This window comes from uncultured Brevundimonas sp. (assembly GCF_963974615.1).
In the GTDB taxonomy this organism is placed as follows: domain Bacteria; phylum Pseudomonadota; class Alphaproteobacteria; order Caulobacterales; family Caulobacteraceae; genus Brevundimonas.
On record NZ_CAXBDH010000006.1, the window covers coordinates 86,286 to 112,052 of the forward strand.

At 67.2% G+C, this 25,767-nt stretch carries 26 protein-coding genes; 15 read left to right on the forward strand and 11 right to left on the reverse strand.

The window, feature by feature from the left end:
• Nucleotides 1-47 precede the first annotated feature (47 nt).
• Nucleotides 48-602 (reverse strand): peroxiredoxin, encoded by a 555-nt coding sequence (locus AAC050_RS05520; protein ID WP_339914061.1) that lies wholly within the window; start codon nt 600-602, stop codon nt 48-50.
• 259 nt (nt 603-861) lie between these two features.
• Here AAC050_RS05520 and katG point away from each other — a divergent pair, with 259 nt between their 5' ends.
• Nucleotides 862-3,072 (forward strand): catalase/peroxidase HPI, encoded by a 2,211-nt coding sequence (gene katG, locus AAC050_RS05525; protein ID WP_339914062.1) that lies wholly within the window; start codon nt 862-864, stop codon nt 3,070-3,072.
• Nucleotides 3,073-3,199: 127 nt separating this feature from the next.
• Nucleotides 3,200-4,087, forward strand: coding sequence for a hydrogen peroxide-inducible genes activator (locus AAC050_RS05530; protein ID WP_339914063.1), 888 nt, complete (start codon nt 3,200-3,202; stop codon nt 4,085-4,087).
• Between the two features lie 88 nt (nt 4,088-4,175).
• On the opposite strand, the gene acnA is transcribed toward AAC050_RS05530, so the two are convergent.
• Nucleotides 4,176-6,872 carry an aconitate hydratase AcnA gene (gene acnA / locus AAC050_RS05535; protein WP_339914064.1) on the reverse strand — a complete coding sequence of 899 codons (2,697 nt, stop codon included), beginning with the start codon at nt 6,870-6,872 and terminating at the stop codon, nt 4,176-4,178.
• 221 nt (nt 6,873-7,093) lie between these two features.
• Here acnA and ccmA point away from each other — a divergent pair, with 221 nt between their 5' ends.
• From ccmA to AAC050_RS05565, 6 genes are all read left to right on the forward strand, one after another.
• Nucleotides 7,094-7,717: a heme ABC exporter ATP-binding protein CcmA gene (gene ccmA, locus AAC050_RS05540; protein ID WP_339914065.1), complete on the forward strand. Its 624-nt coding sequence runs from the start codon at nt 7,094-7,096 to the stop codon at nt 7,715-7,717.
• Nucleotides 7,714-8,391, forward strand: coding sequence for a heme exporter protein CcmB (gene ccmB, locus AAC050_RS05545; protein WP_339914066.1), 678 nt, complete (start codon nt 7,714-7,716; stop codon nt 8,389-8,391). The genes ccmA and ccmB overlap by 4 nt, the downstream gene beginning before the upstream one ends.
• Nucleotides 8,392-8,470: 79 nt before the next feature.
• Nucleotides 8,471-9,193 (forward strand): heme ABC transporter permease CcmC, encoded by a 723-nt coding sequence (gene ccmC / locus AAC050_RS05550; RefSeq protein WP_339914067.1) that lies wholly within the window; start codon nt 8,471-8,473, stop codon nt 9,191-9,193.
• 1 nt (nt 9,194) lies between these two features.
• On the forward strand, nt 9,195-9,374 hold the full coding sequence (gene ccmD / locus AAC050_RS05555; RefSeq protein WP_339914068.1) for a heme exporter protein CcmD: 180 nt from the start codon (nt 9,195-9,197) through the stop codon (nt 9,372-9,374).
• The gene (locus tag AAC050_RS05560) at nt 9,371-9,937 is read left to right on the forward strand and encodes a DsbE family thiol:disulfide interchange protein (protein WP_339914069.1); all 567 of its coding nucleotides are present in this window, start codon (nt 9,371-9,373) and stop codon (nt 9,935-9,937) included. The genes ccmD and AAC050_RS05560 overlap by 4 nt, the downstream gene beginning before the upstream one ends.
• A 60-nt stretch (nt 9,938-9,997) precedes the next feature.
• Nucleotides 9,998-10,261 carry a hypothetical protein gene (locus AAC050_RS05565; RefSeq protein ID WP_339914070.1) on the forward strand — a complete coding sequence of 88 codons (264 nt, stop codon included), beginning with the start codon at nt 9,998-10,000 and terminating at the stop codon, nt 10,259-10,261.
• Between the two features lie 23 nt (nt 10,262-10,284).
• On the opposite strand, the gene AAC050_RS05570 is transcribed toward AAC050_RS05565, so the two are convergent.
• The 3 genes from AAC050_RS05570 to ftsY form a co-directional block, all read right to left on the reverse strand.
• A complete protein-coding gene (locus AAC050_RS05570) occupies nt 10,285-10,872 on the reverse strand; it encodes a helix-turn-helix domain-containing protein (protein ID WP_339914071.1) in 588 nt (195 codons plus the stop codon).
• Between the two features lie 124 nt (nt 10,873-10,996).
• Nucleotides 10,997-11,617 carry an inner membrane-spanning protein YciB gene (locus tag AAC050_RS05575; protein WP_339914072.1) on the reverse strand — a complete coding sequence of 207 codons (621 nt, stop codon included), beginning with the start codon at nt 11,615-11,617 and terminating at the stop codon, nt 10,997-10,999.
• 2 nt (nt 11,618-11,619) lie between these two features.
• Nucleotides 11,620-12,555, reverse strand: coding sequence for a signal recognition particle-docking protein FtsY (gene ftsY, locus AAC050_RS05580; RefSeq protein ID WP_339914073.1), 936 nt, complete (start codon nt 12,553-12,555; stop codon nt 11,620-11,622).
• A 133-nt stretch (nt 12,556-12,688) separates the two neighbouring features.
• On the opposite strand from ftsY, the gene AAC050_RS05585 reads away from it, so the two are divergent.
• From AAC050_RS05585 to AAC050_RS05595, 3 genes are read left to right on the forward strand one after another with little or no spacing between them, the layout of a single operon-like run.
• Nucleotides 12,689-14,755 (forward strand): NAD(+) synthase, encoded by a 2,067-nt coding sequence (locus AAC050_RS05585; protein WP_339914074.1) that lies wholly within the window; start codon nt 12,689-12,691, stop codon nt 14,753-14,755.
• A gap of 14 nt (nt 14,756-14,769) precedes the next feature.
• The gene (locus AAC050_RS05590) at nt 14,770-16,185 is read left to right on the forward strand and encodes an amidohydrolase family protein (protein WP_339914075.1); all 1,416 of its coding nucleotides are present in this window, start codon (nt 14,770-14,772) and stop codon (nt 16,183-16,185) included.
• Between the two features lie 22 nt (nt 16,186-16,207).
• Nucleotides 16,208-16,432, forward strand: a complete 225-nt coding sequence (locus tag AAC050_RS05595) for an alkylphosphonate utilization protein (protein ID WP_339914076.1) — start codon at nt 16,208-16,210, stop codon at nt 16,430-16,432.
• 24 nt (nt 16,433-16,456) lie between these two features.
• Here AAC050_RS05595 and AAC050_RS05600 read toward each other — a convergent pair whose 3' ends face one another.
• Complete coding sequence (locus AAC050_RS05600; protein WP_339914077.1) at nt 16,457-17,329, reverse strand: alpha/beta hydrolase; 873 nt, start codon at nt 17,327-17,329, stop codon at nt 16,457-16,459.
• Between the two features lie 54 nt (nt 17,330-17,383).
• Nucleotides 17,384-17,932 carry an HAD family hydrolase gene (locus AAC050_RS05605; protein WP_339914078.1) on the reverse strand — a complete coding sequence of 183 codons (549 nt, stop codon included), beginning with the start codon at nt 17,930-17,932 and terminating at the stop codon, nt 17,384-17,386.
• A 162-nt stretch (nt 17,933-18,094) separates the two neighbouring features.
• Between AAC050_RS05605 and AAC050_RS05610 the strand changes: the two genes are divergently transcribed.
• Nucleotides 18,095-19,255 carry a DegT/DnrJ/EryC1/StrS aminotransferase family protein gene (locus tag AAC050_RS05610; protein ID WP_339914079.1) on the forward strand — a complete coding sequence of 387 codons (1,161 nt, stop codon included), beginning with the start codon at nt 18,095-18,097 and terminating at the stop codon, nt 19,253-19,255.
• 5 nt (nt 19,256-19,260) lie between these two features.
• Entirely contained in the window at nt 19,261-20,196 is a 936-nt protein-coding gene (locus AAC050_RS05615; protein ID WP_339914080.1) for a Gfo/Idh/MocA family oxidoreductase, read from the forward strand.
• Between the two features lie 16 nt (nt 20,197-20,212).
• Here the strand turns inward: AAC050_RS05615 and AAC050_RS05620 are convergent, their stop codons facing one another.
• The 3 genes from AAC050_RS05620 to AAC050_RS05630 form a co-directional block, all read right to left on the reverse strand.
• Nucleotides 20,213-20,827 (reverse strand): hypothetical protein, encoded by a 615-nt coding sequence (locus AAC050_RS05620; RefSeq protein ID WP_339914081.1) that lies wholly within the window; start codon nt 20,825-20,827, stop codon nt 20,213-20,215.
• Between the two features lie 71 nt (nt 20,828-20,898).
• Nucleotides 20,899-21,381 carry a MaoC family dehydratase gene (locus tag AAC050_RS05625; RefSeq protein WP_339914082.1) on the reverse strand — a complete coding sequence of 161 codons (483 nt, stop codon included), beginning with the start codon at nt 21,379-21,381 and terminating at the stop codon, nt 20,899-20,901.
• Complete coding sequence (locus AAC050_RS05630) at nt 21,378-22,388, reverse strand: threonine/serine dehydratase (protein WP_339914083.1); 1,011 nt, start codon at nt 22,386-22,388, stop codon at nt 21,378-21,380. The genes AAC050_RS05625 and AAC050_RS05630 overlap by 4 nt, the downstream gene beginning before the upstream one ends.
• Nucleotides 22,389-22,432: 44 nt before the next feature.
• Here AAC050_RS05630 and glpK point away from each other — a divergent pair, with 44 nt between their 5' ends.
• Nucleotides 22,433-23,926: a glycerol kinase GlpK gene (gene glpK / locus AAC050_RS05635; RefSeq protein ID WP_339914084.1), complete on the forward strand. Its 1,494-nt coding sequence runs from the start codon at nt 22,433-22,435 to the stop codon at nt 23,924-23,926.
• Nucleotides 23,923-25,002 carry a phosphotransferase gene (locus AAC050_RS05640; RefSeq protein WP_339914085.1) on the forward strand — a complete coding sequence of 360 codons (1,080 nt, stop codon included), beginning with the start codon at nt 23,923-23,925 and terminating at the stop codon, nt 25,000-25,002. Before glpK ends, AAC050_RS05640 begins: the two co-directional genes overlap by 4 nt.
• Here the strand turns inward: AAC050_RS05640 and AAC050_RS05645 are convergent, their stop codons facing one another.
• The gene (locus AAC050_RS05645) at nt 25,003-25,758 is read right to left on the reverse strand and encodes a DUF1223 domain-containing protein (protein ID WP_339914086.1); all 756 of its coding nucleotides are present in this window, start codon (nt 25,756-25,758) and stop codon (nt 25,003-25,005) included.
• Nucleotides 25,759-25,767 lie beyond the last annotated feature (9 nt).

A 25,767-nucleotide genomic window follows, 5' to 3' on the forward strand; every position in this document is an offset into this window, starting at 1 on the left:
GGCGGCGACGAAAACATCGCCGCCTTCCATCACCTGGTCAGCCGCCTTTAAGCCGCGAGCGTCTCGCCGCCCACCGGGCGGTTGCAGGCGCACAGTTCGTCGGTCTGCAGGGCGTCGACGACGCGCAGGGTATCGGCCGGGGCGCGACCCACGTTCAGATTGGTGACGTAGACGTGCTGCACGACATTGTGCGGATCGACGACGAAGGTCGCGCGCAGGGCGACGCCCTCTTCTTCGTTGAGGATACCCAGCTGACGGGCGAACTTGCCGCCATTGTCGGCGAACTGCCAGATCGGCAGCTTGCTCAGATCGGTGTGATCGCGACGCCAGGCCAGCTTGACGAATTCATTGTCGGTCGAGCCACCCATGACGACAGTGTCGCGGTCGTCAAACTCGCGCGCCAGGGAGGCGAACTCGGCGATCTCGGTCGGGCAGACGAAGGTGAAATCCTTCGGGTAGAAGAAGATGACCTTCCACTTGCCCTCGAAGCTCTCGCCGGTGATGGGCTCGAAGGCGGAAATGCCGTTTTCTTCATGGTCGTTGAAGCCCGGCTTCACGCCAATGACTTTGAATTCCGGCAGCTTTTCACCAACACCGAGCATATGTGATCCTAACAATCCAGGGACAAAAAAGGCGGCGGAGAGGGAGACCTCTCCGCCGTTGCCGCAAACTGGGGTTTCGCAACCGCGAAGTCAAATCGATCGTTTCGCAAGTACGAATAGATTACATTTATAGCGTTGGCCGGTCGAGCGAAGAGTGAGTATAGATTTTTCCGTTCATTCCGAGAACCTTTATCGATTATCCTTTGGGTGAAGGTCGGCCTAGGCTTGTCCCATCGATCAGGACAAAAAGAGGTGCGTCATGGACGGAAACACAGGCAGCGGCTCCCTTGGTTGCCCGGCCGGAGGGAGTGGAGCGCTCCGATCCCTGCTGGGCCGGACGAACCGCGACTGGTGGCCCAACCAGCTCTCGCTGGACATCCTCGGCCAGAACGGCGTCAACGGCGACCCGATGGACGCGGGCTTCGACTATGCCGAAGCATTCAGGTCGCTGGACTACCCCGCGCTCAAGCGCGACCTGACCGCCCTGATGACCGACAGCCAGCCCTGGTGGCCGGCCGACTACGGCCATTACGGTCCCTTCTTCATCCGCATGGCCTGGCACAGCGCCGGCACCTATCGCAGTGGCGACGGCCGCGGCGGAGCGTCGTCGGGCTCGCAGCGGTTTGCCCCGCTGAACAGCTGGCCGGACAATGCCAACCTGGACAAGGCGCGCCGGCTGCTGTGGCCGATCAAGCAGAAATACGGGGCCAGCCTGTCGTGGGCCGACCTGATGATCCTGGCCGGCAACGTCGCCATCGAGTCGATGGGCGGACCTGTGTTCGGCTTTGGCGGCGGCCGCGCTGATGTCTGGGAGCCCGAGAAGGACATCTACTGGGGCACGGAAGAAGAATGGCTGGGCGACACCCGTATCGATCCCGAGCAGGAGAAGGTGCTCGAGAACCCGCTCGCCGCGATCCAGATGGGGCTGATCTACGTCAATCCGGAAGGCCCCGGCGGCAATCCAGATCCGATCGGTTCGGGCCGCGACATCCGTGAAACCTTTGCCCGGATGGGCATGAATGACGAGGAGACCGTCGCCCTGACCGCCGGCGGACACACCTTCGGCAAATGCCATGGCGCGGGCGACGCGGCCCTGGTCGGGGCCGAGCCCGAAGGCTCCGACATCGCCCAGCAAGGTCTGGGCTGGCACAGTACCTACGAAAGCGGCATCGGCGACCACACCATCACCAGCGGCCTCGAAGGCTCGTGGAAACCCAATCCGATCCAGTGGGACGGCGGCTATTTCCACATGCTGCTCGACTATGACTATGAGCTGGTGACCAGCCCGGCCGGAGCCAAACAGTGGCAGCCGGTCAACCAGAGGCCGGAAGATCTGGCCCCGGCGGCCCACAACCCGAACCGGCGCGTGCCGACGATGATGACCACCGCCGACATGGCGATGAAGATGGACCCTGCCTACCGCAAGATCTCGGAACGGTTCCGCGACCATCCGGACCAGTTCGCCGACGCCTTCGCCCGCGCCTGGTTCAAACTGTGCCATCGCGACATGGGCCCCAAGGCCCGCTACCTCGGTCCGGAAGTGCCGGCCGAGGACCTGCTGTGGCAGGACCCGATTCCTGCGCGAAGCGGCCCGGTAATCGGTGACGCCGACATCGCGACCCTGAAGACGACGATCCTCGCCTCCGGCCTGTCCGTGTCGGAACTGGTCGAGACAGCCTGGGCCTCGGCCTCGACCTATCGCGGCTCCGACCATCGCGGCGGGGCCAATGGCGGGCGCATCCGTCTGGCCCCGCAGAAGGACTGGGACGTCAACCAGCCTGAACAGCTAGCCCGGGTGCTGAAGGTGCTGGAGGGCATCAAGTCGGACTTCGGCAAGACGGTCTCCATCGCCGATCTGATCGTGCTCGGCGGGACAGCGGCCGTCGAAAAGGCAGCGAGGGACGGCGGCCATGCCGTCGAGGTCCCTTTCACCCCCGGGCGGACCGACGCGACGCAGGACCAGACCGACGCCGAGGGCTTCGAGGTGCTCGAACCCCGGGCCGACGGCTTCCGCAACTATCTGCAGGTCAAATTCAGCGTTCCGACCGAGGAACTGCTGCTCGACCGGGCCCAGCTACTCGGGCTCAGTGCGCCGCAGATGGCGGTGCTGGTCGGCGGGCTGCGGGTTCTCGGAGCCAACCACGGCGGATCGAAGCACGGCGTCTTCACCGAGCGGCCGCAGGTGCTGACCAACGACTTCTTCGTCAACCTGCTCGACATGGGCACGGCGTGGAAACAGGTCGACGATGAAGGCGATGACGTTTTCATCGGCACCGATCGCGCGACCGACCGGCAAAAATGGACGGCCACCCGCACGGACCTGGTGTTCGGTTCGAACTCCCAGCTCCGGGCCGTGTCGGAGGTCTATGCCGCCGCCGACGCGGGCGGGAAATTCGTGCGCGACTTCGTCACGGCCTGGACCCGGGTCATGAACGCCGATCGCTTCGATCTGCCAGCCCGGGCACGATGAGCTGACTCGCCTTTCCCCGTCGTGTGCTTCGGTGGCACGGCGGGGAAAGGCTTGCCGGCCCAACCATCGTCTATGAAGTCAGTCGATAGATTTTGATCTCACGATAGCGAACCCCTATGTCACTCTCATGCTCCCCACCCTGCGACAGCTCCAGTATCTCAAGCTCCTGGCCGAACACGGCTCGTTCAGTCGCGCTGCCGAGGCCGCCCACGTCAGCCAGCCGGCACTGTCCTCGGGCGTGCAGGAGCTGGAGAAAATTCTCGGGGGCCCGGTCGTCGAGCGCACGCGCGGCAATGTCCAGCTGACTGCGGTCGGGACCGAGGCCGTACGCCGGGCCGAGGACGTTCTGGCCCGCACCGAGGACCTGGTCGAGGCGGCGAAAAGTGCAGGCAAGCCCCTGTCCGGTCGCTTCCGTCTCGGCATCATTCCGACCATCGCCCCCTTCCTGCTGCCGGCCAAATTGCCGGGACTGAAACTGGCCTATCCGGCCCTGCGTCTGTTCATCCGTGAGGATCTGACGCCACGCCTGATCGCCGGCCTCAAGGCCGGTCAGCTCGACGCCGCCGTCATCGCCCTGCCCTACAGCGCCCCCGGCATCGACCATGCCCATATCGGCGACGACGAGATCCTGGCTGCGGCTCCGGTCAATCACCGGCTGGCCGTACCCGGGGCCATCCACCCCGGGGCCCTGAAGGCCGAGGACCTGATCCTGCTCGAGGACGGCCACTGCCTGCGCGACCAGGCTCTGGCCGCCTTCGACATCGAGCCGGCCCGGGGCGATGACGTGTTCGCCGCCACCTCCCTGCACACCCTTGTCCAGATGGTGTCCTCGGGTCTGGGGGTCAGCTTCCTGCCGCGCATGGCCGTCGATGCCGGTCTGGCCGATGATCCCGGGGTGGTTATCCGCCCCATCGCTGCCAAGGCCCCCAGCCGCGAGATCGTCGTCGCCTGGCGCAAGGGCTCCAGCCGCGCCGCCGAAGCGAGACTGCTGGCCGAAGCCATGCAGCTGGACTGATCCGGCCGCTGGAACGTGAAAAGGGGCCGGCACCTGCGCGCCGACCCCTCGTCATATCCTCACGCCGTCACCGGCGTAGGCGTCCTGTTTAATCTCGCGCCAGATTGCGCAGCACATAGGGCATCACGCCGCCGGCCTTGAAATAGTCGAGCTCGGTCGCGTTATCGATGCGGCAGCGGACCGGGAAGCGGGCCATCTTGCCGTCCGACGGACGGAACAGCTCGACCCACAGATCCTGCCGCGGACGCAGCTTGCCGGTGTTGACGTCGGAGAGGCCGCGAATGGTGACGATCTCTTCGCCGGTCAGGCCCAGCTTGGTCCAGCCGTCCGCCTTGAACTGCAGCGGCACCACGCCCATCCCGATCAGGTTCGAACGGTGGATCCGCTCATAGCTCTCGGCGATGACCGCGCGCACGCCCAGCAGCCGCGTGCCCTTGGCCGCCCAGTCACGCGACGAACCGGTGCCGTATTCCTTGCCGGCAAACACGACCAGCGGCCGGCCTTCGGACTGGTACCGCATTGCCGCATCGTAGATGGACATCGTGTCCTGCGACGGGAAATGCTTGGTCACCCCGCCCTCGATCTCAGGCGTGATCTTGTTGCGGATACGGATGTTGGCGAAGGTGCCACGCATCATCACCTGATGGTTGCCGCGACGCGCGCCGTAGGAGTTGAACTCCAGCGCATCGACGCCATGATCGGTCAGATACTGGCCCGCAGGCGAGCTCTTCTTGATCGAACCGGCCGGGCTGATGTGGTCGGTGGTGATCGAGTCGCCGAAGATGGCCAGGACCCGGGCCTCAACGATATCGGTGACCGGGGTTGGCTCCATCGACAGGCCGTCGAAATAGGGCGGGTTCTGTACATAGGTCGAGGCGTCATCCCAGGCATAGGTCTGGCCGCCGGTGACCTTGATGCCCTGCCAGTGCTTGTCGCCCTTGAACACGTCGGCATAGCGTTTGGCGAACATGGCCGGAGTGACGGCCTTCTTCTGGATGTCGGCGATCTCCTTGGAGGTCGGCCACACGTCCTTCAGGAAGACATCCTTGCCCTTCTTGTCCTGACCGATCGGATCCTTCGAAATATCGATCCGCATCGAACCGGCCAGGGCATAGGCAACCACCAGCGGCGGCGAGGCCAGATAGTTGGCCTGGACGTCCGGATTGACCCGGCCTTCAAAATTACGGTTGCCCGACAGCACCGAGGTGGCGACCAGGCCGTTGTCGTTGATGGTCTTGGAGATGGCCGGGTCCAGCGGGCCCGAGTTGCCGATGCAGGTGGTGCAGCCGTAGCCGACCAGGTTGAAGCCCAGGGCGTCGAGGTCGGCCTGCAGGCCGGCGGCGGTCAGGTAGTCGGTGACCACCTGCGAGCCGGGTGCCAGCGAGGTCTTGACCCACGGCTTGACCTTCAGCCCCAGTTTGTGGGCCTTGCGCGCCACCAGACCGGCGGCGATCAACACTGACGGGTTGGAGGTGTTGGTGCAGCTGGTGATGGCGGCGATGACCACGTCACCGTCGCCGACATCGAACTTCTGACCCTTGACCGGGAAGCGGGCCGTCGCGTCCGGACGCGAGAAGACCTCGCCCATGGCGGTTTCGAAAGCCGGGGCGGCATCGGTCAGGGCGACGCGGTCCTGCGGACGCTTGGGCCCGGCCAATGACGGCACGACCTCGGCCATGTCCAGGGACAGGATGTCGGTGAACACCGGGTCTTCCGAGCTCTCGTCGATCCACAGGCCTTGGGCCTCGGCATAGGCCTTGACCAGGGCGACGCGCGCCTTGTCCCGGCCCGTGGCGGTCAGATAGTCGATGGTCGCCTGGGACACCGGGAAGAAGCCGCAGGTGGCCCCGTACTCCGGGGCCATGTTGGCGATGGTGGCCTGGTCCTCGATGGTCAGGCTGCTGACGCCGGGGCCGAAGAACTCGACAAATTTGCCGACGACACCCTTCTTGCGCAGCATCTGGGTGACGGTCAGCACCAGGTCGGTGGCCGTGGCCCCCTCGGGCAGGCGACCGTCGAGACGGAAGCCGATAACCTCGGGGATCAGCATCGGGATCGGCTGACCCAGCATGGCGGCCTCGGCCTCAATGCCGCCGACACCCCAGCCCAGTACGGCCAGGCCGTTGATCATGGTGGTGTGGCTGTCGGTGCCGACCACGGTGTCGGGATAGGCGACGGTCGCCTTGCCCTCGGCCACGGTCCACACGGTCTGGGCCAGGTTCTCGAGATTGACCTGGTGGCAGATGCCGGTGCCCGGGGGAACCACGCGGAAATTATTGAAGGCCGATGACCCCCAGCGCAGGAAATTGTAACGCTCGATATTGCGCTCGTATTCTCGTTCAACGTTCTGGGTGAAGGCACCCGGCGTGCCGAAATGATCGACCATGACCGAATGGTCGATGACCAGATCCACCGGCGTCAGCGGATTGATCTTGGCCGGATCGGACGACAGGGCGGCCATGGCGTCGCGCATCGCGGCCAGATCGACCACGGCGGGCACACCGGTGAAATCCTGCATCAGGACGCGGGCCGGACGGAAGGCGATCTCGTGCTCGACCGAACCCTTGTTGTCGATCCACGCGGCCACGGCCTTGAGGTCGGCCTCGGTGACGGAAACCCCGTCCTCGTTGCGCAACAGGTTCTCGAGCAGCACCTTCATCGAGCGCGGCAGGCGGGAAATCCCGGCCAGACCGGCTTCCTCGGCGGCCGGAAGGCTGTAATAGGCGTATTTCTTGCGCCCGACGGTCATGTCCCGGCGGGTGGTAAGGCTGTCAACTGACGGCATGGAGAGCTTCCTCTGGTCAAAGCCGCCCGGACATCCGGTTGCGCGATCGCGCGACAGACGACGGGGCACACAGGTCCCCGCCGCGCGCGGCGAAAGCCTGCTGCGGCAAAGCCGGATATAGTGCGTGGTGACGCCGTCGTCCATGTACCCATGACGGCGTTGTGGAGATTGAGAACGGGTCTCAACTTGGCCTCGCGTGTCCGGCGTGCGGATATGGCATCATGATCGCGACCCTCTCTGTCACCGGCCTGTCCCTCGCCCGCGGCGAACGCCTGCTATTCCGGGGCCTGGATGTGACCCTCCCGGCCGGTGAAGCCGTCGCCCTGACCGGGGCCAATGGAGCGGGCAAGACCAGCCTGCTGCGCGCCATTGCCGGCTTCATCCGGCCCGAGTCGGGTACCGTCACCTTCCTCGACACCGACGACGGGGCGATCGACCCCCATGAGGCCCGGGGCCACGGCCTGCATCTGCTGGGTCACCTCGACGGGCTCAAGACCGCCCGCACCGCCCGCGACGAACTGATGTTCCAGTCGGAATGGCTGGGCCACAGCCACAGGGGCATCGCCGAGGCGATCGAGACCCTCGGTCTCGCCCCCCTGCTCGATCTGGAAGTGCGTCAATTATCTGCCGGGCAACGCCGTCGTCTGGCCCTGGCCCGGCTGGTCGGCTCGCCCCGGTCGCTATGGCTGCTGGACGAGCCGCTCAGCCCGCTCGATGCCCGCTGGCGCGGCATCGTCGGTGAGATGATGGCCCGTCACCTGCACGGCGGCGGCCTGATCCTCGCCGCTGTCCATGACCCCCTGCCGATCCCGACGCGCACCCTCGATCTGGGAGCGGGACGATGAGCCCGTTCCGCACCGCCCTGTCCGTGCTGTTCCGGCGCGAACTGTCCCTGGCCTGGGGCGGGGGCGGGGGGCCGTTGCTGGCCTGTGGCTTCTTCGTCTGCCTGACCGTGCTGGTGCCGCTGGCCGCCGGCGGCGATCCGGTCGGGCTGAAGCCGGTGGCCTCGGCCATCGCCTGGCTGGCCCTGGCCCTGGCCTCGATGCTGTCGCTGGAACGTCTGTTCGAACGCGACCTCGAGGACGGGGCGCTGGACCTGCTGACCACCGGCCCCCTGCCGCTGGAGGCTATCTTCGCGGTCAAGGCCTTCAGCCAGTGGCTGGCCACCGGCCTGCCCCTGGCCCTGACCGCCCCGGTCGCGGCCCTGACGCTGGGCCAGTCCACCGACCTCCTGCCGCTGACCGCCGTGGCCGCAATGATCGGCGGGCTCGGCTTCGCCTTCACCGGGGCCCTCGGGGCCGCCCTCGCCCTGGGCACAAGGCGTGGCGGCCTGCTGATCGCCATCGTCGTTCTGCCGCTGTTCATTCCGCCCGTGGTGTTCGGAGCCGGGGCGCTGGAGCGGGCCGCCAACGGCATGGACCCGGCTCCGGCCCTGGCCCTGCTGGCCGCCTATGCGCTGTTCGCCATGGTCATCAGCCCGCTGGCCGGCGCGGCAGCGATCCGCAACGCCCAGGGCTGAGGTCAACCTCCGGGATCCGGCGCGATCGGTCGCGCCCCGCCATGTGGCGCGACACGCGATAGGCCGCTAAGGAGACCCGATGTTCGGACTCGCCAATCCCGAGCGCTTCATGCGCTTCACCCGCCCGCTGGTGCCGGGACTCTGGGCGATCGCCGCCGTCCTGCTGGCGGCCGGGACCTGGCTGGGGTTTTCCGCACCCGAAGACTATCAGCAGGGCGACACGGTGCGGATCATGTTCGTCCATGTCCCGGCCGCCTCCCTCGGCCTGATGGCCTATGCGGCGTTGGGCATCTCCAGCTTCTTCGCCCTGGTGTTCCGCCATCCGCTGGCCGACGCCGCCGCCCGCGCCGCCGCCGTGCCCGGGGCCGCCTTCACCGCCCTGGCCCTGGTCACCGGCTCGCTGTGGGGCAAGCCCATGTGGGGAGCCTGGTGGGCCTGGGGCGACGCCCGGCTGATGTCGGTGCTGATCCTGTTCCTGTTCTACATCGGCTACATCGCCCTACGGGCCTCCATCGACGACGAGACCCGGGCCGGACGCGCCGCCGCCGTGCTGGGTCTGGTCGGGCTGATCAATCTGCCGATCGTCAAATTCTCGGTCGACTGGTGGAACACCCTGCACCAGCCCGCTTCCCTGTTGCGCATGGGCGGTCCGTCGATGAGCGAGGTGTTCCTGACGCCACTGCTGACCATGATCGCCGCCTATACCGCCCTGTTCCTGGCCCTGTGGCTGACCGCCATCCGCACCGAAGTCGTCCGCCGCCGGGTCCTGACCCTGCGCGCCCGCGCCGCCCTGGAGGCCTGAGATGCCCGACCTCGACATGGGAGCCTATGCCGCCTTCGTCTGGCCCGCCTGGGGGCTCAGCGCCCTGGTGCTCGGCATCCTGACCGCCCGCGCCGCCCGCGCCGCCCGGCGCTGGACCCGGGAACTGAAAGCGCTCGAGACCCCGGCCACCGACCGGGCCGTGGAGCCGGCCTCCGAATGAACCGCTGGCTGTCCCTGATCCCGCTGGCAGTAGTGGCCGCCCTCGCCGCCCTGTTCATCGGCTGGTCGCTGAAGCGTGACCCGGCCTTCAAGCCCGACGCCCTGGTCGGCCAGCCCATTCCCGAGACGGTCCTGCCCCTGCTGACCGGCGACCAGGCCGGCCCCGGCGTGCTCGACCTCAAGACCGCAGGCGTGGGACGGCCGATGATCGTCAATGTCTTCGCCTCGTGGTGCGCACCCTGTCAGGTCGAGAATCCGACGCTGCTGGCAATGAAAGCGCAGGGCGTGGCCATCGTCGGCGTGGCCTACAAGGACGATCCTGTCGCCACCCGCGCCTTCCTCGAGGAATTCGGCAATCCGTTCGCCATGGTTCTGGTTGATCGCGAGGGCCGGGCCGGGCTCGACCTCGGTGTCTCCGGCGTGCCTGAAAGCTTCGCTGTGAACGCCACGGGTCAGGTCGTCGCCAAACATTCGGGACCGCTGATCGACGCCGCCGACATCGCGCAGCTGACCGCGGCGCTGCAGGCTCCGCCACGCCCGCTACCCACAGCCACGCGTCGCTGATCCCCCGTCGTCACCGGCGACGTTAACCCTTTTTCGACAAGACTCGTTAACCCTGTTCGCATGAGCGCGATTCGACCCGAGGCGGCCGCCCCCCTGCCGGGCACAGGCCTGACACCGCCGGCCCAGGCTGCCGGAAATGCCGCGCGCGCCGCCTTCTTCCGGGCCGCCCTCGGTCAGGTGCAGGCAACCACGCCAGCCGCAGCGCCCATGGCTGTGGCCCGGGCGTCCGAACGGCCGTCGGTCACCACAAACACGACACCGACGTCAGCCCCGGACCCGACCCGCCCGCTGCGTCCGGGCAGCTATCTGGACATCCGGATCTAGCTTCGAGTCGACCCGCGCGAGGATCAGGACTTGCGACCCTTGGCGACCCGCGACGGTTTTTCGGACTTCGCCGCCTTTTTCGCCAGACGCTCGGCCTTGCGCGCCTCCTTCTGGGCCTTCTTGGTCTCACGGGCCATTGCCTGGGCCTTGTCCGGCACCGCGTCGGCCGCCGCCGCCAGATCAGCCAGCAGCGTCAGAAAGCCGGCACGCTTGCCCTTGGGCAGTAGGGCCAGAATCCGCTTGTCCGCCGCCTCCACCCGCGGCCGGGCCGCATCCAGTGCCGCAGCCCCGGCCGCCGACAGGCTGACCGCCTTGGCCCGGGCGTCGAGGGTCGATTGCTCACGGTCCAGCAGACCCTTTGTGGTCATGCGTGCCACCAGATCGGCCAGGGTCGAACGGTCGATGCCGGTGGCCCGCACCAGATCGGTCTGGGTCAGGCCCGACTTCTGCGACACCGCCTCCAGAACTGCGAACTGGCGCTGGGTCAGGCCATCGGGGCCAGCCTCTTCCGTATAGATATCGAGCGACAGCTGCAGGGCACGGTGCATCAGATGGCTCGGCGACCCCGCCAGCGCCCCGCTGCGACGCGCCTGTTTTCCCGACTTGACCATCAACCGCATCCTTCCGGCATGTGCCGTAGCGCTACCCGCGTCGCGTAACGATTTGACGACGGATCATCCTCTGGTTTGAAGACAATCGCTCCCCCGACACCGTGTCGAAGGTCGAAGGCCGGGTTCAGATTCCCGGATCGGGCGTGATGGGGCCCGGCTCGCCGCCGTCCTTCTGCATATTCTTCATGATGTACGGCACTTGCAGCAGGCCGAACACGATCGCCAGAATGAACAGGCCGACCCGGAACTGGACCCAGGTCGCGTCCGACTGGGTGCGCCAGATCAGCTCATTGGTCACGGCCACCGTCGCGAAATACAGGCCGTAGCGCAGGGTCAGCACCCGCCAGGCCTGGTCGGTCACGCGTATGGCGTCCCCCAGCAGATATTTGAACGGCGATTTGTTCAGCGGCAGCGAGCCGAGCAGCACCGTCGCCAGCAGGGCGTTCTGGACCGTCAGCTTGATCTTGATCAGGCTCTCATCGTGAAACACGATCGTCATGGTGCCGAACACCAGGGCGAACAGGCCGGTGATCAGCGGCAGGGGCGCGAACCGTTTCTCGACGAAATAGCCGGTGGCCAGGGCCAGGGTCGAGGCGATGACCAGCACCCAGGTGGCCTTGATCATGTCGCGGGTGATGAAATAGGCGGCAGCGAAGGCCAGCAGGGCCCCGAAATCCACCGCCTGACGGATCCACTGGCCGGATTTTGGGGCCGGATCGGCGTTTGGCGTCGTCATCTCGGTCATTCTCAGTCCTCAAGCCCGACCAGCGAGCGCGAAAAGGCACGGGCGTCAAATGGTTGCAGGTCCTCGATGCCCTCGCCGACGCCGATCAGCTTGATCGGCGCGTCCGAAGCCTGGGCTACAGGCACCAGCACCCCGCCGCGGGCGGTGCCGTCCAGCTTGGTCATCACCAGACCCGAAACATAAGCGGTTCGACCGAAGATCTGTTCCTGGGCCAGGGCATTGCGTCCGACGGTGGCGTCCAGCACCAGCAGGGTCTCGTGCGGCGCGTCGGGATCGATCTTCTTCAGCACCCGCACAATCTTCAGCAGCTCGTCCATCAGGGCCGACTTGTTCTGCAAGCGCCCGGCGGTGTCGATCAGGACCACGTCGTAGCCCTCGGCCTTCGCCCTGGTATAGGCGTCGAAGGCCAGACCAGCAGGGTCGGCCCCGTCGCGTCGGCTCTCGAAATCAGCCCCGGCGCGGTCGGCCCAGACCTTCAGCTGTTCGCGGGCGGCGGCGCGGAAGGTGTCGCAGGCGACGATCATCACCTTCGCCCCCTGACCGGTCAGGTCAGCGGCGATCTTGCCCAGGGTCGTGGTCTTGCCCGAGCCGTTGACCCCGACGAACAGGGTGACGAACGGCCGGGGTCCATTCAGCGGCTCATAGGTCGCCTGACGCGGCAGCAGTTCGGCAGCGACCGCCTCGGCCAGCGCCTCCTTGACCTCGCGTTCATCCGACACCTTGCCGAAGCGCAGCTCACGGAAGCGCTCGACGATCCTCGACGAGGCTGCCGGACCCAGATCACTCTCGATCAGATGCTCTTCCAGCTTCTCCAGCGCCGCCTCGCTCAACGGCTCGCGCACGAAGGTCGAGACGACCTGTTCGGTCATCTGTTTCGAGGATCGGCTGAGCCCCTCACTGAGCCGCGAGAGCCAGCCCTTTTTCGGCGTATCGGTCATGGTCAGGGCCTTAGCCGACCCCGCCCGCCGCGTCACCCGGCATCGCACCCGCCGGAGAAACCGTTCGGGGCGCACCATCGGGTGACGGCGGCGACCCGGACGCGCTAGACTGGGGCCAAGCAGGATCCCGACCTTGACCAAGACCCATCCGTTTCACGCCGCAAAAACCCACGGCTTCGTCCGCGTCGCCGCTGCGACCCCCGTGGTTCATATCGCCGATCCGGTCGCCAATGCCGCCGAACACGAAGCCCTGATCCGTCAGGCCGGCACGCAGGACGTGGATCTGCTGGTCTTCCCCGAACTGTCGCTGAGCGGCTACGCCATCGACGACCTGCTGATGCAGGACGCCCTGCTGGTCGAGGTCGAACGCCAGATTGCCCACCTCGCCGACGTCGCCGGAGAGGCCGATGTGGTCGTCGTCGTCGGGGCCCCGCTGCGCAACGGCGACGCCCTGTTCAACTGCGGCGTCGTGCTGGCCAACGGTCAGGTGCTGGGCGTGGTGCCCAAATCCTATCTGCCCAACTATCGCGAATATTATGAGAAGCGCTGGTTCTCCCCGGCCGCCGGTCGCGCCGAGGATGTCTTGACCCTGAACGGCGAGAGCGTCGATTTCGCCCCCGGCCTGATCTTCGAGGCCGACGATCGCCCCGGCTTCGTCTTTGCCGTCGAGATCTGCGAGGATTTCTGGGCCCCGCTGCCGCCCTCGACCCGCGCGGCCCTGGCAGGGGCCCGCATCCTCTGCAACCTGTCGGCCTCCAACATCGTCATCGGCAAGGCCGACGAGCGTGCGGTCCTGTGTGCCAGCCAGTCGGTGCGAACCCTGTCGGCCTATGTCTTCGCGGCCTCAGGCTGGGGCGAGAGCACCACCGACCTGGCCTGGGACGGACAGGCCACCATCCATGAGCTGGGTGCCAAACTGGCAGAGGGACTGCGCTTTTCGCTGGAATCCCACCTCACTGTGGCCGATGTCGACGTCGAACGCATCGGCCTGGACCGGCTGCGCAACGGCACCTTCGCCGACTGCGCCCGACTGGAAGGCGAGGCCGCCACCGTCGTGCCCTTCAGCGCCCCGGGCCGCGACGACATCGACACCCTGTTGCGCCCGCTCGACCGCTTCCCCTTCGTGCCCGACGATCCGGCCCGGCTGGACCGCGACTGCTACGAGGCCTTCAACATCCAGGTGCAGGGCCTGATGCGGCGGATGACGGCCACCGGGGCCGAACGGCTGGTGATCGGCGTCTCGGGCGGGCTGGATTCGACCCAGGCCCTGCTGGTCGCCTGCCGCGCCTTCGACCGGCTGGACCTGCCGCGCACCGGCATTCTGGCCTATACCCTGCCCGGCTTCGCTACGTCGGACACGACCAAGGCCAGCGCCTGGGCCCTGATGCGCGCCCTCGGCGTCACCGGCGAAGAGATCGACATCCGCCCGGCGGCGGAACGGATGCTGGCTGACATCGGTCATCCGTACGCGGACGGTCAGCCCGTGCACGACATCACCTTCGAGAACGTCCAGGCCGGTCTGCGCACCGACTATCTGTTCCGCCTGGCCAACCGGCACGAGGCCTTTGTGCTGGGTACCGGCGACCTGTCAGAGCTGGCCCTGGGCTGGTGCACCTATGGCGTCGGCGACCATATGAGCCACTACAACGTCAACGGCGGCGTGGCGAAGACCCTGATCCGCCACCTGATCCGCTGGGTCGCTGACGGCGATCTGGTCGGGGCCGCCGCGACGCCCGCCCTTCACGCTGTGCTGGCCACCGAAATCTCGCCCGAACTGGTCCCGGCCGGGGCCGACGGCAGGATCCAGTCGACCGAGGACACAGTCGGCCCCTATGCGCTGAACGACTTCTTCCTGTTCCACGCCACCCGCTTCGGCTTCCGTCCATCAAAGATCGCCTGGCTGGCGCATCAGGCCTGGAAAGACCCCGCCGCCGGCGACTGGCCCGTCCATACGCCCGAGGCCGAGCGGGTCGCCTATGATCTGGCGACCATCAAGGGCTGGCTGCGCAAATTCCTGGTGCGCTTCTTCCAGACCAGCCAGTTCAAGCGTTCGGCCCTGCCCAACGGGCCCAAGGTGGTGACCGGGGGCTCCCTGTCACCGCGCGGCGACTGGCGGGCCCCGTCCGACGGCAATGCCCGCGTCTGGCTCGACGACCTCGAGGCCAATGTTCCGGACGGTCCGACCGCCGGCCCCGTCTGATCCCGGAGAGACCCATGATCCGCACCCTGCTCCTGACGCTCGCCCTCGCCCTGTCCGCCCTTGCGGGTCCCGGCCTGACCCAGACCCCGGCCGCCTATGTGGCCTATGCCCAGCCCCGGTTGCTGTTCCGCGACGTCCAGTTGATCGATGGCACCGGCGCGCCAGCCCGGACCGGAATGAGTGTGCTGGTCGAGAACGGCCGCATCACCCGCATCGCCCCCGTCGCCGACCTGTCTGAGGCGGGCGACGCCACTGTCATCGACGGCCACGGCAAGGCCCTGCTGCCGGGCCTCGTGCTGATGCATGAACACATGTTCTACCCGACCGGCCGGGCCAACTATACGGAGATGGTCTACAGCTTTCCGAGGCTGTATCTGGCCGGCGGCGTCACCACCCTGCGCACCGCCGGGACCATGGCCCCCTATGCCGACCTGAACCTGCGCGACGACATTCTCGCCGGTCGCACACCCGGCCCCGACATGGATGTGACCGCCCCCTATCTGAACGGCCCCGGCCTGCCGATTCTCAAGGTCAACGCCCTGGGGGACGTCGCCGACGCCGAACGGATGGTGACCTACTGGGCCGCCGAGGGAGTCACCTCCTACAAGGCCTATATGCAGATCAGCCGGGACGAACTGACCCGCATTATCGAGCTGGCCCATGCGCGCGACCAGAAGGTCACGGCCCATCTGTGCTCGGTCACCTATCGCGAGGCGGCCGAGGCGGGCATCGACAATCTGGAGCACGGCTTCTTCGCCGCGACCGATTTCGTGGCCGACAAACAGCCCGACGTCTGTCCCTCGCGCGCGGCGGTCAGTGCGTCCTTCGCGGCGCTGGATCCGGACGGCCCCGAGGCCGGGGCGCTGATCCGGCTGTTGATCGATCACGGCGTCACCCTGACCTCGACCCTGACGGTGTTTGAGACCCAGACCCCGGGCCGGCCCGAAGCCCCCGCGGCAGCGCGCGACCTGCTGATCCCGCAGGTCAGGGCCCAGTACGAGACCACCTGGGCCGCGATCCAGACTCGCAACGACCCGGGTACCCGCGCCCTGCTGCCGAAGATGATGCAACTGGAACGGCGCTTCGTCGCCGAGGGCGGCCATCTCGTCGCCGGCACGGACCCGACCGGCTTCGGCGGGGTCATCCCGGGCTGGTCGTCAAAGCGCCAGCTGCAGCTGATGGTCGAGGCGGGCTTCGGCTTCGAACAGGCGCTGAACATGGCGACGCTGGAAGGGGCACGCTTCCTCGATCGCGACACCGAGGTCGGCTCTATCGAGGTGGGCAAGCGGGCTGATCTGATCCTGATCGACGGCGATCCCGTCGCTGATCCCGGCGCACTGGACCGGATGCCCCTCGTGTTCAAGGCGGGCGTCGGCTACGACACCGCGGCCATCTTCACCAGCCTGCAACAGACCGTCGGCCTCCACTGAGGTCGGCCCCGAGGACCCCGCGATGACCGACTCCCCGACCAAGGACTCCAACGGCAACATCCTCGCCGACGGCGACAGCGTCACCCTGATCAAGGACCTCAAGGTCAAGGGTTCGGGCGGCGTCACCCTCAAGCGCGGCACTCTGGTCAAGAACATCCGCCTGACCGGCGACGAGGACGAGATCGAGGCCAATGTCGACAAGGTTCGCGGCCTCGTGCTGCGCACCGAGTTCGTCAAGAAGGCCTGACGTCCCGCCGACGCCGGGGTCGAGTCAGTCGATTTCGTCCAAAAACCCAAGGACCGCCGCCCGGGCGGCGGGCTCATCCAGCATCGGGGCATGGCCGACGCCGGGGACCTGGACATAGGCCATCCTGGGGGCCGCCTTGCGCATGCGGGCCGCAATGCCGGGACTGAGCAGGTCCGAGGTCTCGCCATGAACCAGCAGCACCGGACGACCGCGGCTCAGGCGTTTGAACAGGGGCCACAGATTGGGCACCAGCGCCCTGGCCCCCGCGGCCCGGATCGGCACCGCGATATCAGGGTCATAGTCCGGCACGGGCACACCCCCGGCCCCTTCGCGGAAGGTGCGGCGGGCAAAGGCGTCCCAGTCCGCATCCGTATAGTGCGGCAGGGCGACGGCGTTCAGCCCCTTCACATGCGCCGCAGCCCCGGCCCAGTCGCGGATATCGACCGGCTGGCCGGTATAGGCGGCGATCCGCGCCAGCCCCACCGGCGACACCTCGGGCCCAACGTCGTTGATGATGGCGGCGGCGATCGCTTTCCGGCGGAGCGCCGCAATGGCCATGGTGATCAGCCCGCCCATAGAGGTGCCGAGGAACACCGCCCGGTCGATGCCCGCCTGGTCCAGCAGGGTCAGTACGTCGCGGGCGTAGATCGCGGGTGAATAGGTCATGGGGTCGACGGCCCTGTCCGACCGGCCGCGGCCGCGAACATCGATCGCCAGCACGCGCCGCCCGCCCTGGGCGATCAGCGGGGCGATGGCGTCGAAATCGGCGCTGTTGCGGGTCAGGCCGTGGATGGCGATGACCGGCAGCCGGGCCGGACCGTCGGCCCCGCCATAGTCCCGCGCAAACAGGCTCAGTCCGTCAGCGGACGTCCAGCGGCGTTCGGCATAGGCGGTCATGTCGAGCTCTCCGAAACAGGCCCCGACCCTATTTCATCGCTCAGGGAATTGCGATCAGCCGCCCAGCAGTTCGTGCAGGAAGTCATCGAGATTGCCGCCCTCGAACGCGAAGCCCGGAATCCCGGCACGACGCGCCGCCTCAAGATCCGACGGCCGGTCCCCGATCAGGAACGAGCGGGCCGGGTCGATGCCATGCGCCTCGATCGCCTTCAGGATCATCCCCGGATTGGGTTTGCGATCGGGATGATCGGGGTGGAAATAGCGCTCGTCACGGGCCTCCTTGTGGAACGGGCAGGCATAGACGGCCCCGATGCGCGCGCCCTTGGACGCCAGCCGTCGCACGATCAGCGCGTTGAAGGCGTGCATGGTCTCCTCGCTGAACATACCGCGCGCCACGCCCGACTGGTTGGTGACGACGACCACCAGATAGCCAAGCGCATTCAGCCGTCGCACCGCCTCGGCCGCACCGGGGATCAGCGTCAGATGAGCCTCCAGATGCGGATAGCCCGTGTCCTCGATCAGCACGCCGTCGCGATCAAGAAACACCGCCGGGACACCGCTGCCTGTCTGGTAACCGGTTGCGCTGGTCGATCTGGTCGTCACTATGCACTCCACCCTGGGCACCGTCGCTTAGGGCACCCGGCGGTGACGTTGCAACCCGCAACGTGAAGTGACCCTCAGACGTTTGTCCGGACCGGTTGCGATTTGCTAGGAGGCGGCGCAATCCGGAGCGTGGCTCCCGCCTGACGAAAGAACCGGCCCCTCATGACCATTGCCTTCATCGACCTCCAGGCCCAGCGCCTCCGCCTCGACGGCCGGATCGAGGCCGCCGTCCAGGCTGCCGTCACCGGCGGGGCCTGGGTCATGGGGCCGCAGGTGCGTGAATTCGAAGCCGGCCTCGCCGCCTTCGGCGGGGCGAAACACGCCCTGGGTTGCGGCAACGGCACCGACGCCCTGGCCCTGCCGCTGATGGCCTGGGGCATAGGTCGCGGCGACGCCGTCTTCGTGCCCAGCTTCACCTTCGCCGCCACCGCCGAGGTCGTGCCGTGGTTCGACGCCGAGCCGGTGTTCGTCGACGTCGATGCGCAGACCTACAACATGGATCCCGGTCATCTCGAGGCCGCCATCGAGGCGACGATCAAGGAGGGCCGGCTGAAGCCCCGCGCCGTCATCGCCGTCGACCTGTTCGGCCAGCCCGCCGACTATCCGGCCATCAAGGCGGTCTGTGACAAACACGGGCTGAAGCTGATCGCCGATTCGGCCCAGGGCTTCGGTTGCACGATCAACGGCGACCATCCGCTGAAATGGGCCGACATCACCACCACCAGCTTCTTCCCGGCCAAGCCGCTGGGCTGCTACGGCGACGGCGGGGCGGTGCTGACCAATGACGATGATCTGGCCCAGCTGATCGACTCCCTGCGCGTGCACGGCAAGGCCGTCGCCCGTGACCTCGAGGGTCGGACCTTCGAGCACGACACCAAATATCTGAACATGCGCGTCGGCCTGAACTCGCGCCTCGACACCATCCAGGCCGCCGTCCTGATCGAGAAGCTCAGGGTGTTCGGCGAAGAGATCGAGATGCGCAATCAGGTCGCCGCCCGCTACAATGATCTGCTGCGCCCCCATGTCGCCGCCGTGCCCGACGTGCCCGCCGGCAATGTCTCCAACTGGGCCCAGTACACGATCGAACACGCCGACCGCGACGGACTGGCCGTGCATCTGAAGGCCCAGGGCGTGCCCACCGCTGTCTACTATCCGATCCCGCTGCACCTGCAGCCGGCCTATGACATGTATCCGCGCGGCCCCCAGGGTCTGCCTGTCACCGAGCGGCTCAAGGAGCGGGTCATCAGCCTGCCGATGCACGCCGATCTCGACGAAGCCACCCAGGACCGCATCATCGCCGCCGTCGCATCCTTCAAGGCCTGAACCGCATGACCCAGCATCTTCCCCCGCTCAAGGCCGGCGTCGCCGGGGCCGGCGTCATGGGCCGCAACCACGCCCGCGTGCTGTGCGACATCCGTGACTTCGACCTGACCGCCGTGTTCGATCCGGACGCCGCCACGGCCGAAGGGGTCGCGGGTCTGTATGAGGCCCGGGCCTTCACCACCGCCGAGGATTTCGTCACCGCCGGCCTCGACGCCGCGGTGGTCGCCACGCCGAACCGGCACCATGCCGACCTCAGCGTCGCCCTGCTGGAAAAGGGCGTCCATGTGCTGGTCGAAAAACCGATCGCCGCCACCGTGGCCGACGCCCAGCGCATGATCGACGCCGCAAAGGCCAATGACCGGGTGCTGATGGTCGGTCAGGTCGAACGCTTCAATCCGGCCGTCGATGCGGTCAAGCGCGCCATCGACGGTGACGACGTCATCTCGATCCAGATCACCCGCGTCGGTCCCTTCCCGCCGCGCATGGGCGAGGTCGGCGTGGTCATCGACCTGGCGGTGCACGACATCGACATCATCCGTCACCTGACGGACTCCGAAATCACCGAGGTCCAGCCGCAACTGGCCCGCACCCGTGCCGAACGCGAAGACACGGCCCTGCTGCAGTTCCGCCTCGCCAACGGCACCATCGCCCACATCACCACCAACTGGGTCACCCCCTACAAGGTCCGCACCCTGCAGGTGGCCACTCGCAACAAGTTCGTCGTCGCCGACCTGATCACCCGTCAGGTCACCGAATATTTCGGTCAGGCCGCCGATGGCTCCTACCAGACCCGCGCGGTCAACAGCTGGCCGGCCGAGCCGCTGAAAAAGGAGCTCGAAGCCTTCGCCCACGCCATCCGCACCGGCGAGACCCCGGCCGTGACCGGCGAGGACGGGCTGCGCAATCTCGAGGTGGCGCTGAGGTGTTTGGGGGAGGGGTAACTTCGCTGTAGGTCGCTCAGTCAGACGTACTGCCTAGAGCTTGCTGATTGACCACCACGGCCCCATCGGCCTGAGAGGCGATGAAGCGAAAGCGATTCGTCGTGATATGATGCTCATCGAAGGCATCATCATATTCAATTCGAGTTGAGATGTAGAGGTGACGACTACCAGTGATCCAGCTCGACGTTTCACCCTGCGGCATCGGAATGGATGGATCACTTGTTTCCAAGACAGAGTTGGGGCCCAAGTCTGTATAGCCGACCGTTTGCTCCCAACCGGGCACCTGTAGTGCGCCTTGAAGGTCGGGACTTTCGAACATGTAAGTGACGCCTATTCGGAATTTGTATGCGGGTGTCGCGCCAGTGTTTTTGTAGTTGATCGACAGCGTCGCCGTAGGGGCACCTTGCTCCCAATTCAATTTGCCCCCGTCCATAAACACATAGGCGCGCAACTGACGCTTTGCGACGTCACGGGAGATGCTCCCCTGCCAGAAAGCGGCAGCAACCGCTCCTAAGGTGAATGTCACGAGCAACAGGTTGATGATGTTGGTGGCGCTATGAAACCAGCCGAACCTCTTTGCTGGAGGGGCCGTTTCAGGGTCCTTTGGCTCGGATGTACTATCTACGGTCATATGTCCTTGCCCCCAAGCAACCGATTATCAGTTGATTTCGTTAAGTTTTTTATCAGTCTTAAGTGATCTCGTTAGCCGCCCACCACCTGCATCCCCAGCCATTCAGCCACCAGGGCCGGCTTGTCGCTGCCCTCGATCTCGACCGTGACCTCGTGCTTCAGCAGCCAGCGGCCGCCGCCCTTGTCCTCGGCGGACAGAAGCTTGAACCGGCCCCGCACCTTCGAGCCGGCCGGCACCGGGGCGAGGAAGCGTAATTTGTCGAAGCCGTAGTTGATGCCCATGACCACGCCCTCCAGCGGGGGCACGGCGTCAAAGGTCATCGCTGACAGCAGGCTCAGGGTCAGGAAGCCGTGGGCGATGGTGCCGCCGAACGGGGTTTCTGCGGCCGCCACCGGGTCGATATGGATGAATTGCCGGTCCTCGGTGATCTCGGCGAAGGCGTCGATCCGGGCCTGATCGACGGTGATCCAGCGGCTGACCCCGACCTCGGTCCCGACCTGACCGGCCAGGGCGGCGGGCGGTGTCGGCACCCCCTTGCGTTCGGTGCGGCTCATACAGTGACTCCCCAGGTTTCCGGCGTGTAACGATTTTCGATGATGGCAGAGAACAGGGCCGGATCGACATTCCCCCCCGACAGGATGAGGACGGTGGTGCGGTCCTTGACCGGCACCTTGCCGGCCAGCAGCGCCGCCAGCGACACGGCCCCGCCCGGTTCGACCACCAGTTTCAGCACCCGAAAGGCATAGGCCACGGCCGCCGCCGCCTCGGCATCCGACACCGTGACGACCCCGCTCAGCCGGCGATTGATCGGAAAGGTCAGCTCACCGGGCTGGGCCGACATCAGGGCGTCGCAGATCGACGGCCGGGTGACCGGCGGATGAGTGCGCCGCGCCCCGGCCGCCAGCGACAGCTGGGTGTCATTATAGGCGTCCGGCTCGACGGCGAAGACATGGGTGTGCGGCGACAGGGCCGTCAGGGCGACATTGATCCCGGCGACCAGCCCGCCGCCCGAGGCCCCGCACAGCAGTTGATGGACCGGCACCGCCCCCATGGCCTTGGCCTGCTCCATGATCTCCAGCGCCGTCGTGCCCTGGCCCTCGATGATCAGGGGGTCATCGAACGGCCTGACCAGTACACTGCCGTGCTCGGCGGCGATCGCCGCGCCGATGGCCTCGCGACTTTCATTGTAGCGATCATAGGTGCGCACCTCGCCGCCGAGGGCGATCACCCCCTCGATCTTCACCTTCGGACTGTCCGCGGGCATAACGATAATGGCGTGGGCGCCCATCATCCGCGCCGCCGCCGCCACCGCCTGGGCATGGTTGCCGGACGAATAGGCCACCACCCCGTGGCTTTTCTCCTCGGGGGTCAGGCGGCTGATACGATTATAGGCCCCGCGGAATTTGAACGCCCCCGTCACCTGCAGGGTCTCGGCCTTGATCAGCACCCGCCCGCCCAGCCGGGCGTTCAGCGCCGGACTCTCGATCAGCGGCGTGCGCACGGCGGCGCGGGCGATCTGGCGGGCGGCGTCCTGAACGCCGGCATAGGAGGCGATACGCATCTACCCACTTAACCCCAGTCGTCGGCTCTGCGTAAGATGGCATCATGAAACGCCTGATCCTCGCCATCGACCAGGGCACGACCTCGACCCGGGCCATCGCCTTCGAGGTGTCGCCACAGGGTGGCTTCAGCGCCCTGGCCGTCAGCCAGATCGAACTGGCCCAGCATTTTCCGCAATCCGGCTGGGTCGAGCATGACGCCGCCGAAATCTGGAACGCGACCCTGCAGACCTGTCGCGAGGTGGTGCGCGAGGCGGGTGGCATCGACCGCTTCGCCGCCATCGGCATCACCAACCAGCGCGAGACCTCGGTATTGTGGGACGCCGCCACCGGCGAACCGCTGCACCGGGCCATCGTCTGGCAGGACCGTCGCACCGCCGACGTCACCGCCCGCCTGACCGCTGAAGGGCACGAGCCCATGGTCCAGAACGCCACCGGCCTGATCCTCGACCCCTATTTCTCGGCCACCAAATTCGCCTGGTTGCTCGACGCTGTGCCGGGGGCCCGCGACCGGGCGGCGCGCGGCGAGGTGCGGCTGGGCACGATCGACAGCTGGCTGACCTGGAAACTGACCGGTGGGCGCAGCCACGTCACCGACGCGACCAATGCCAGCCGCACCGCGCTGATGGACCTCAAGACCCGGGTCTGGCGCGACGACCTGTGCGCCCTGTTCGACGTCCCGCGTCAGGCCCTGCCGGAGATTCGCGGCTGCAGCGACCACCTCGGCGACTGCGACCCAGCCCTGTTCGGCGCGGCCCTGCCGGTGCACGGCGCGGCCGGGGACCAGCAGGCGGCCCTGGTCGGGCACGGGGCCATGCGGCCAGGCGACGCCAAGATCACCTATGGCACAGGGGCCTTTCTGGTCGCCAATGTCGGGGCCGAACCGGTCATCTCGACCCGTCGCCTGCTGGGTACCCTCGGCTATCAGATCGGCGAGGATGCCGCCTGGGCGCTCGAGGGGTCGATCTTCTCGGCCGGATCCGCCATCCAGTGGTTGCGCGACGGAGTCGGGATGATTTCCGACTCGCGCCAGTCCGAGGCCCTGGCCCGAACCCTGCCCGACAACGGCGGCGTCTATCTGGTGCCCGGCTTCACCGGTCTGGGCGCGCCATGGTGGCAGCCCGACGCGCGCGGCACCGTCACCGGCCTGACCCGCGATTCCGGCCCGGCCCATTTCGTCCGGGCGGCGCTGGAGGCCCTGGCCTACCAGACCCGCGACCTGCTCGAGGCCCTGACCGCCGACGGGGCCCCGCCGCTGGCGGTGCTCAGGGTCGACGGCGGGGTCACGGCCAATGATTTCGCCATGCAGTTCGTCGCCGACATCTGCGAGGTCACCGTCGAACGCCCCGCCTTCCAGGAAATGACCGCCCTGGGCGCGGCCCGACTGGCGGCGCTGGGCGTCGGCCTGATCGACGACCTCGCCACCGCCCCGAGCGAAACCCCGGCCGTCTGGACCCCGCGCATGACGGCCCCGGAACGCGACACCCTGCTCAGGGGCTGGCGCGGCGCGGTCAAGGCGGCCATCATCGCCGCACAATGACCGATACCCCCCTGACCGACGTCCAGACCGCCTTTTCCGGCACCCGCGAGGTCGACCCCCGCTACACCCTCGACGAGGCGGCGCTGGACCGCTGGCTGAACGATCATGTCGCGGGCTATGCCGGGCCCCTGACCGTCCGCCAGTTCAAGGGCGGCCAGTCCAATCCGACCTATGAGCTGGCCACGCCCTCGGCCACCTATGTGCTGCGCCGCAAACCACCCGGCGTGCTGCTGCAGTCGGCCCATGCCGTTGATCGTGAGTTCACCGTCATCTCGGCCCTGCACAAACAGGGCTATCCGGTCGCCCGGCCCCACGCCCTGTGCAGCGACGACGCGGTGATCGGCTCGATGTTCTATGTGATGGACAAGGTCGAGGGCCGGATCTTCTGGGATCTAAAGCTGCCGGGCCTGCAGCCGGTCGAGCGCCGCGCCATCTATGAGGCCCAGACCGACACCCTGGCGGCCCTGCACCGGTTCGATCCGACGACCATCGGCCTCGGCGACTATGGTCGGCCGGGCAACTATTTCATGCGTCAGGTCGGGCGCTGGACCAAACAGTACCGCGCCTCCGAGACCGGGCCCAACCCGGCCATGGACCGGCTGATCGCCTTCCTGCCCGACAGCCTGCCCGCCGACGGCCCGACCCGTATCGTCCACGGCGACTTCCGTCTCGACAACCTGATCCTCGACCCGACGAAGGCCGAGGTCCGGGCCGTGCTGGACTGGGAGCTGTCGACCCTCGGCGACCCGATGGCTGACTTCTCCTATCTGCTGATCGGCTGGGTCATTCCCTCCAGCCTGCGTAACGGCCTGGGTGGCAGTGATCTGAAAGCCCTGGGCATTCCCTCGATCGAGGAGACGGTCGAGCGCTACGCGGCCGCAGCCGGGGTCCCGGGGCCGCAAAACCTGGACTGGCTGTTCGCCTACAATCTGTTCCGGCTGGCGGCCATCTGCCAGGGCATCGCCGGGCGGGTGCGTGACGGTACCGCCGCCAGCAGCCACGCCCGCACCATGGCCGCCCAGGTCGAACCCCTGGCCAGTGCCGCATGGGGATTTGCGAAAAAGGCCGGGGCCTGATCAGCGCGTCGCGGCGCTCAGGATTCGCCGGTCGGCGCGGGCCTGAAGCAGCACCACCACAGCATCCCCTTCATTCACCGTCGGCGGCAGGTCGAACAGGGTCGAGCGACCGCTCCACGTACCGAGACGGGTCACACCGCGCACGACGTTGAGCTGACGCACGGTGCGGCCGCGATTGTCGCCGCGGTCGATCTCGACGCTCTGCAGGCCCGGCGTATAGGTCACCGCCACCACCTCGGCCCCGCCCTGCGGGGCCCGGCCCGAGCCGACACCGACCCGTTGCCCTCCGGCGCGGAATTCGATTTCAGGCGGAAACACCCGGCGCGCGGCCTCCTCGTCAATGGCCAGCTGCAGTTCCGGCGGGCGCGTGCCCGAGACCTGACGGCGGCCGTCGATAACCACCTGTGGCGTCGAGATCGACCGTAACCGCAGCGCCTGACGATAGGCGTTCTGACGTTCGGCGAACTCGGGCCGGGCGAAGGTGTCGGGCCAGCCGAGATAGTCCCAGTAGTCGACGCCATAGGTCAGGACGATGATGCCCGGCGTTCCCGCCGCGGTCTCGACCAGCTGATTGGCTTCCGGACAGCCGGCACAGCCCTGGGCGGTGAACAGCTCCAGCACCACCGGCTCGCTGATCACCGCGCGACTGGCCGGGCGTGCGCGGCTCGGCTGGCCGCCGAACGACAGGGCGCTGCCCGCCGCGACGAGACCGACGGCCACCGCCGCCACACCGAATATCCAGCCCCTGACTTTCATCGGCGGCAG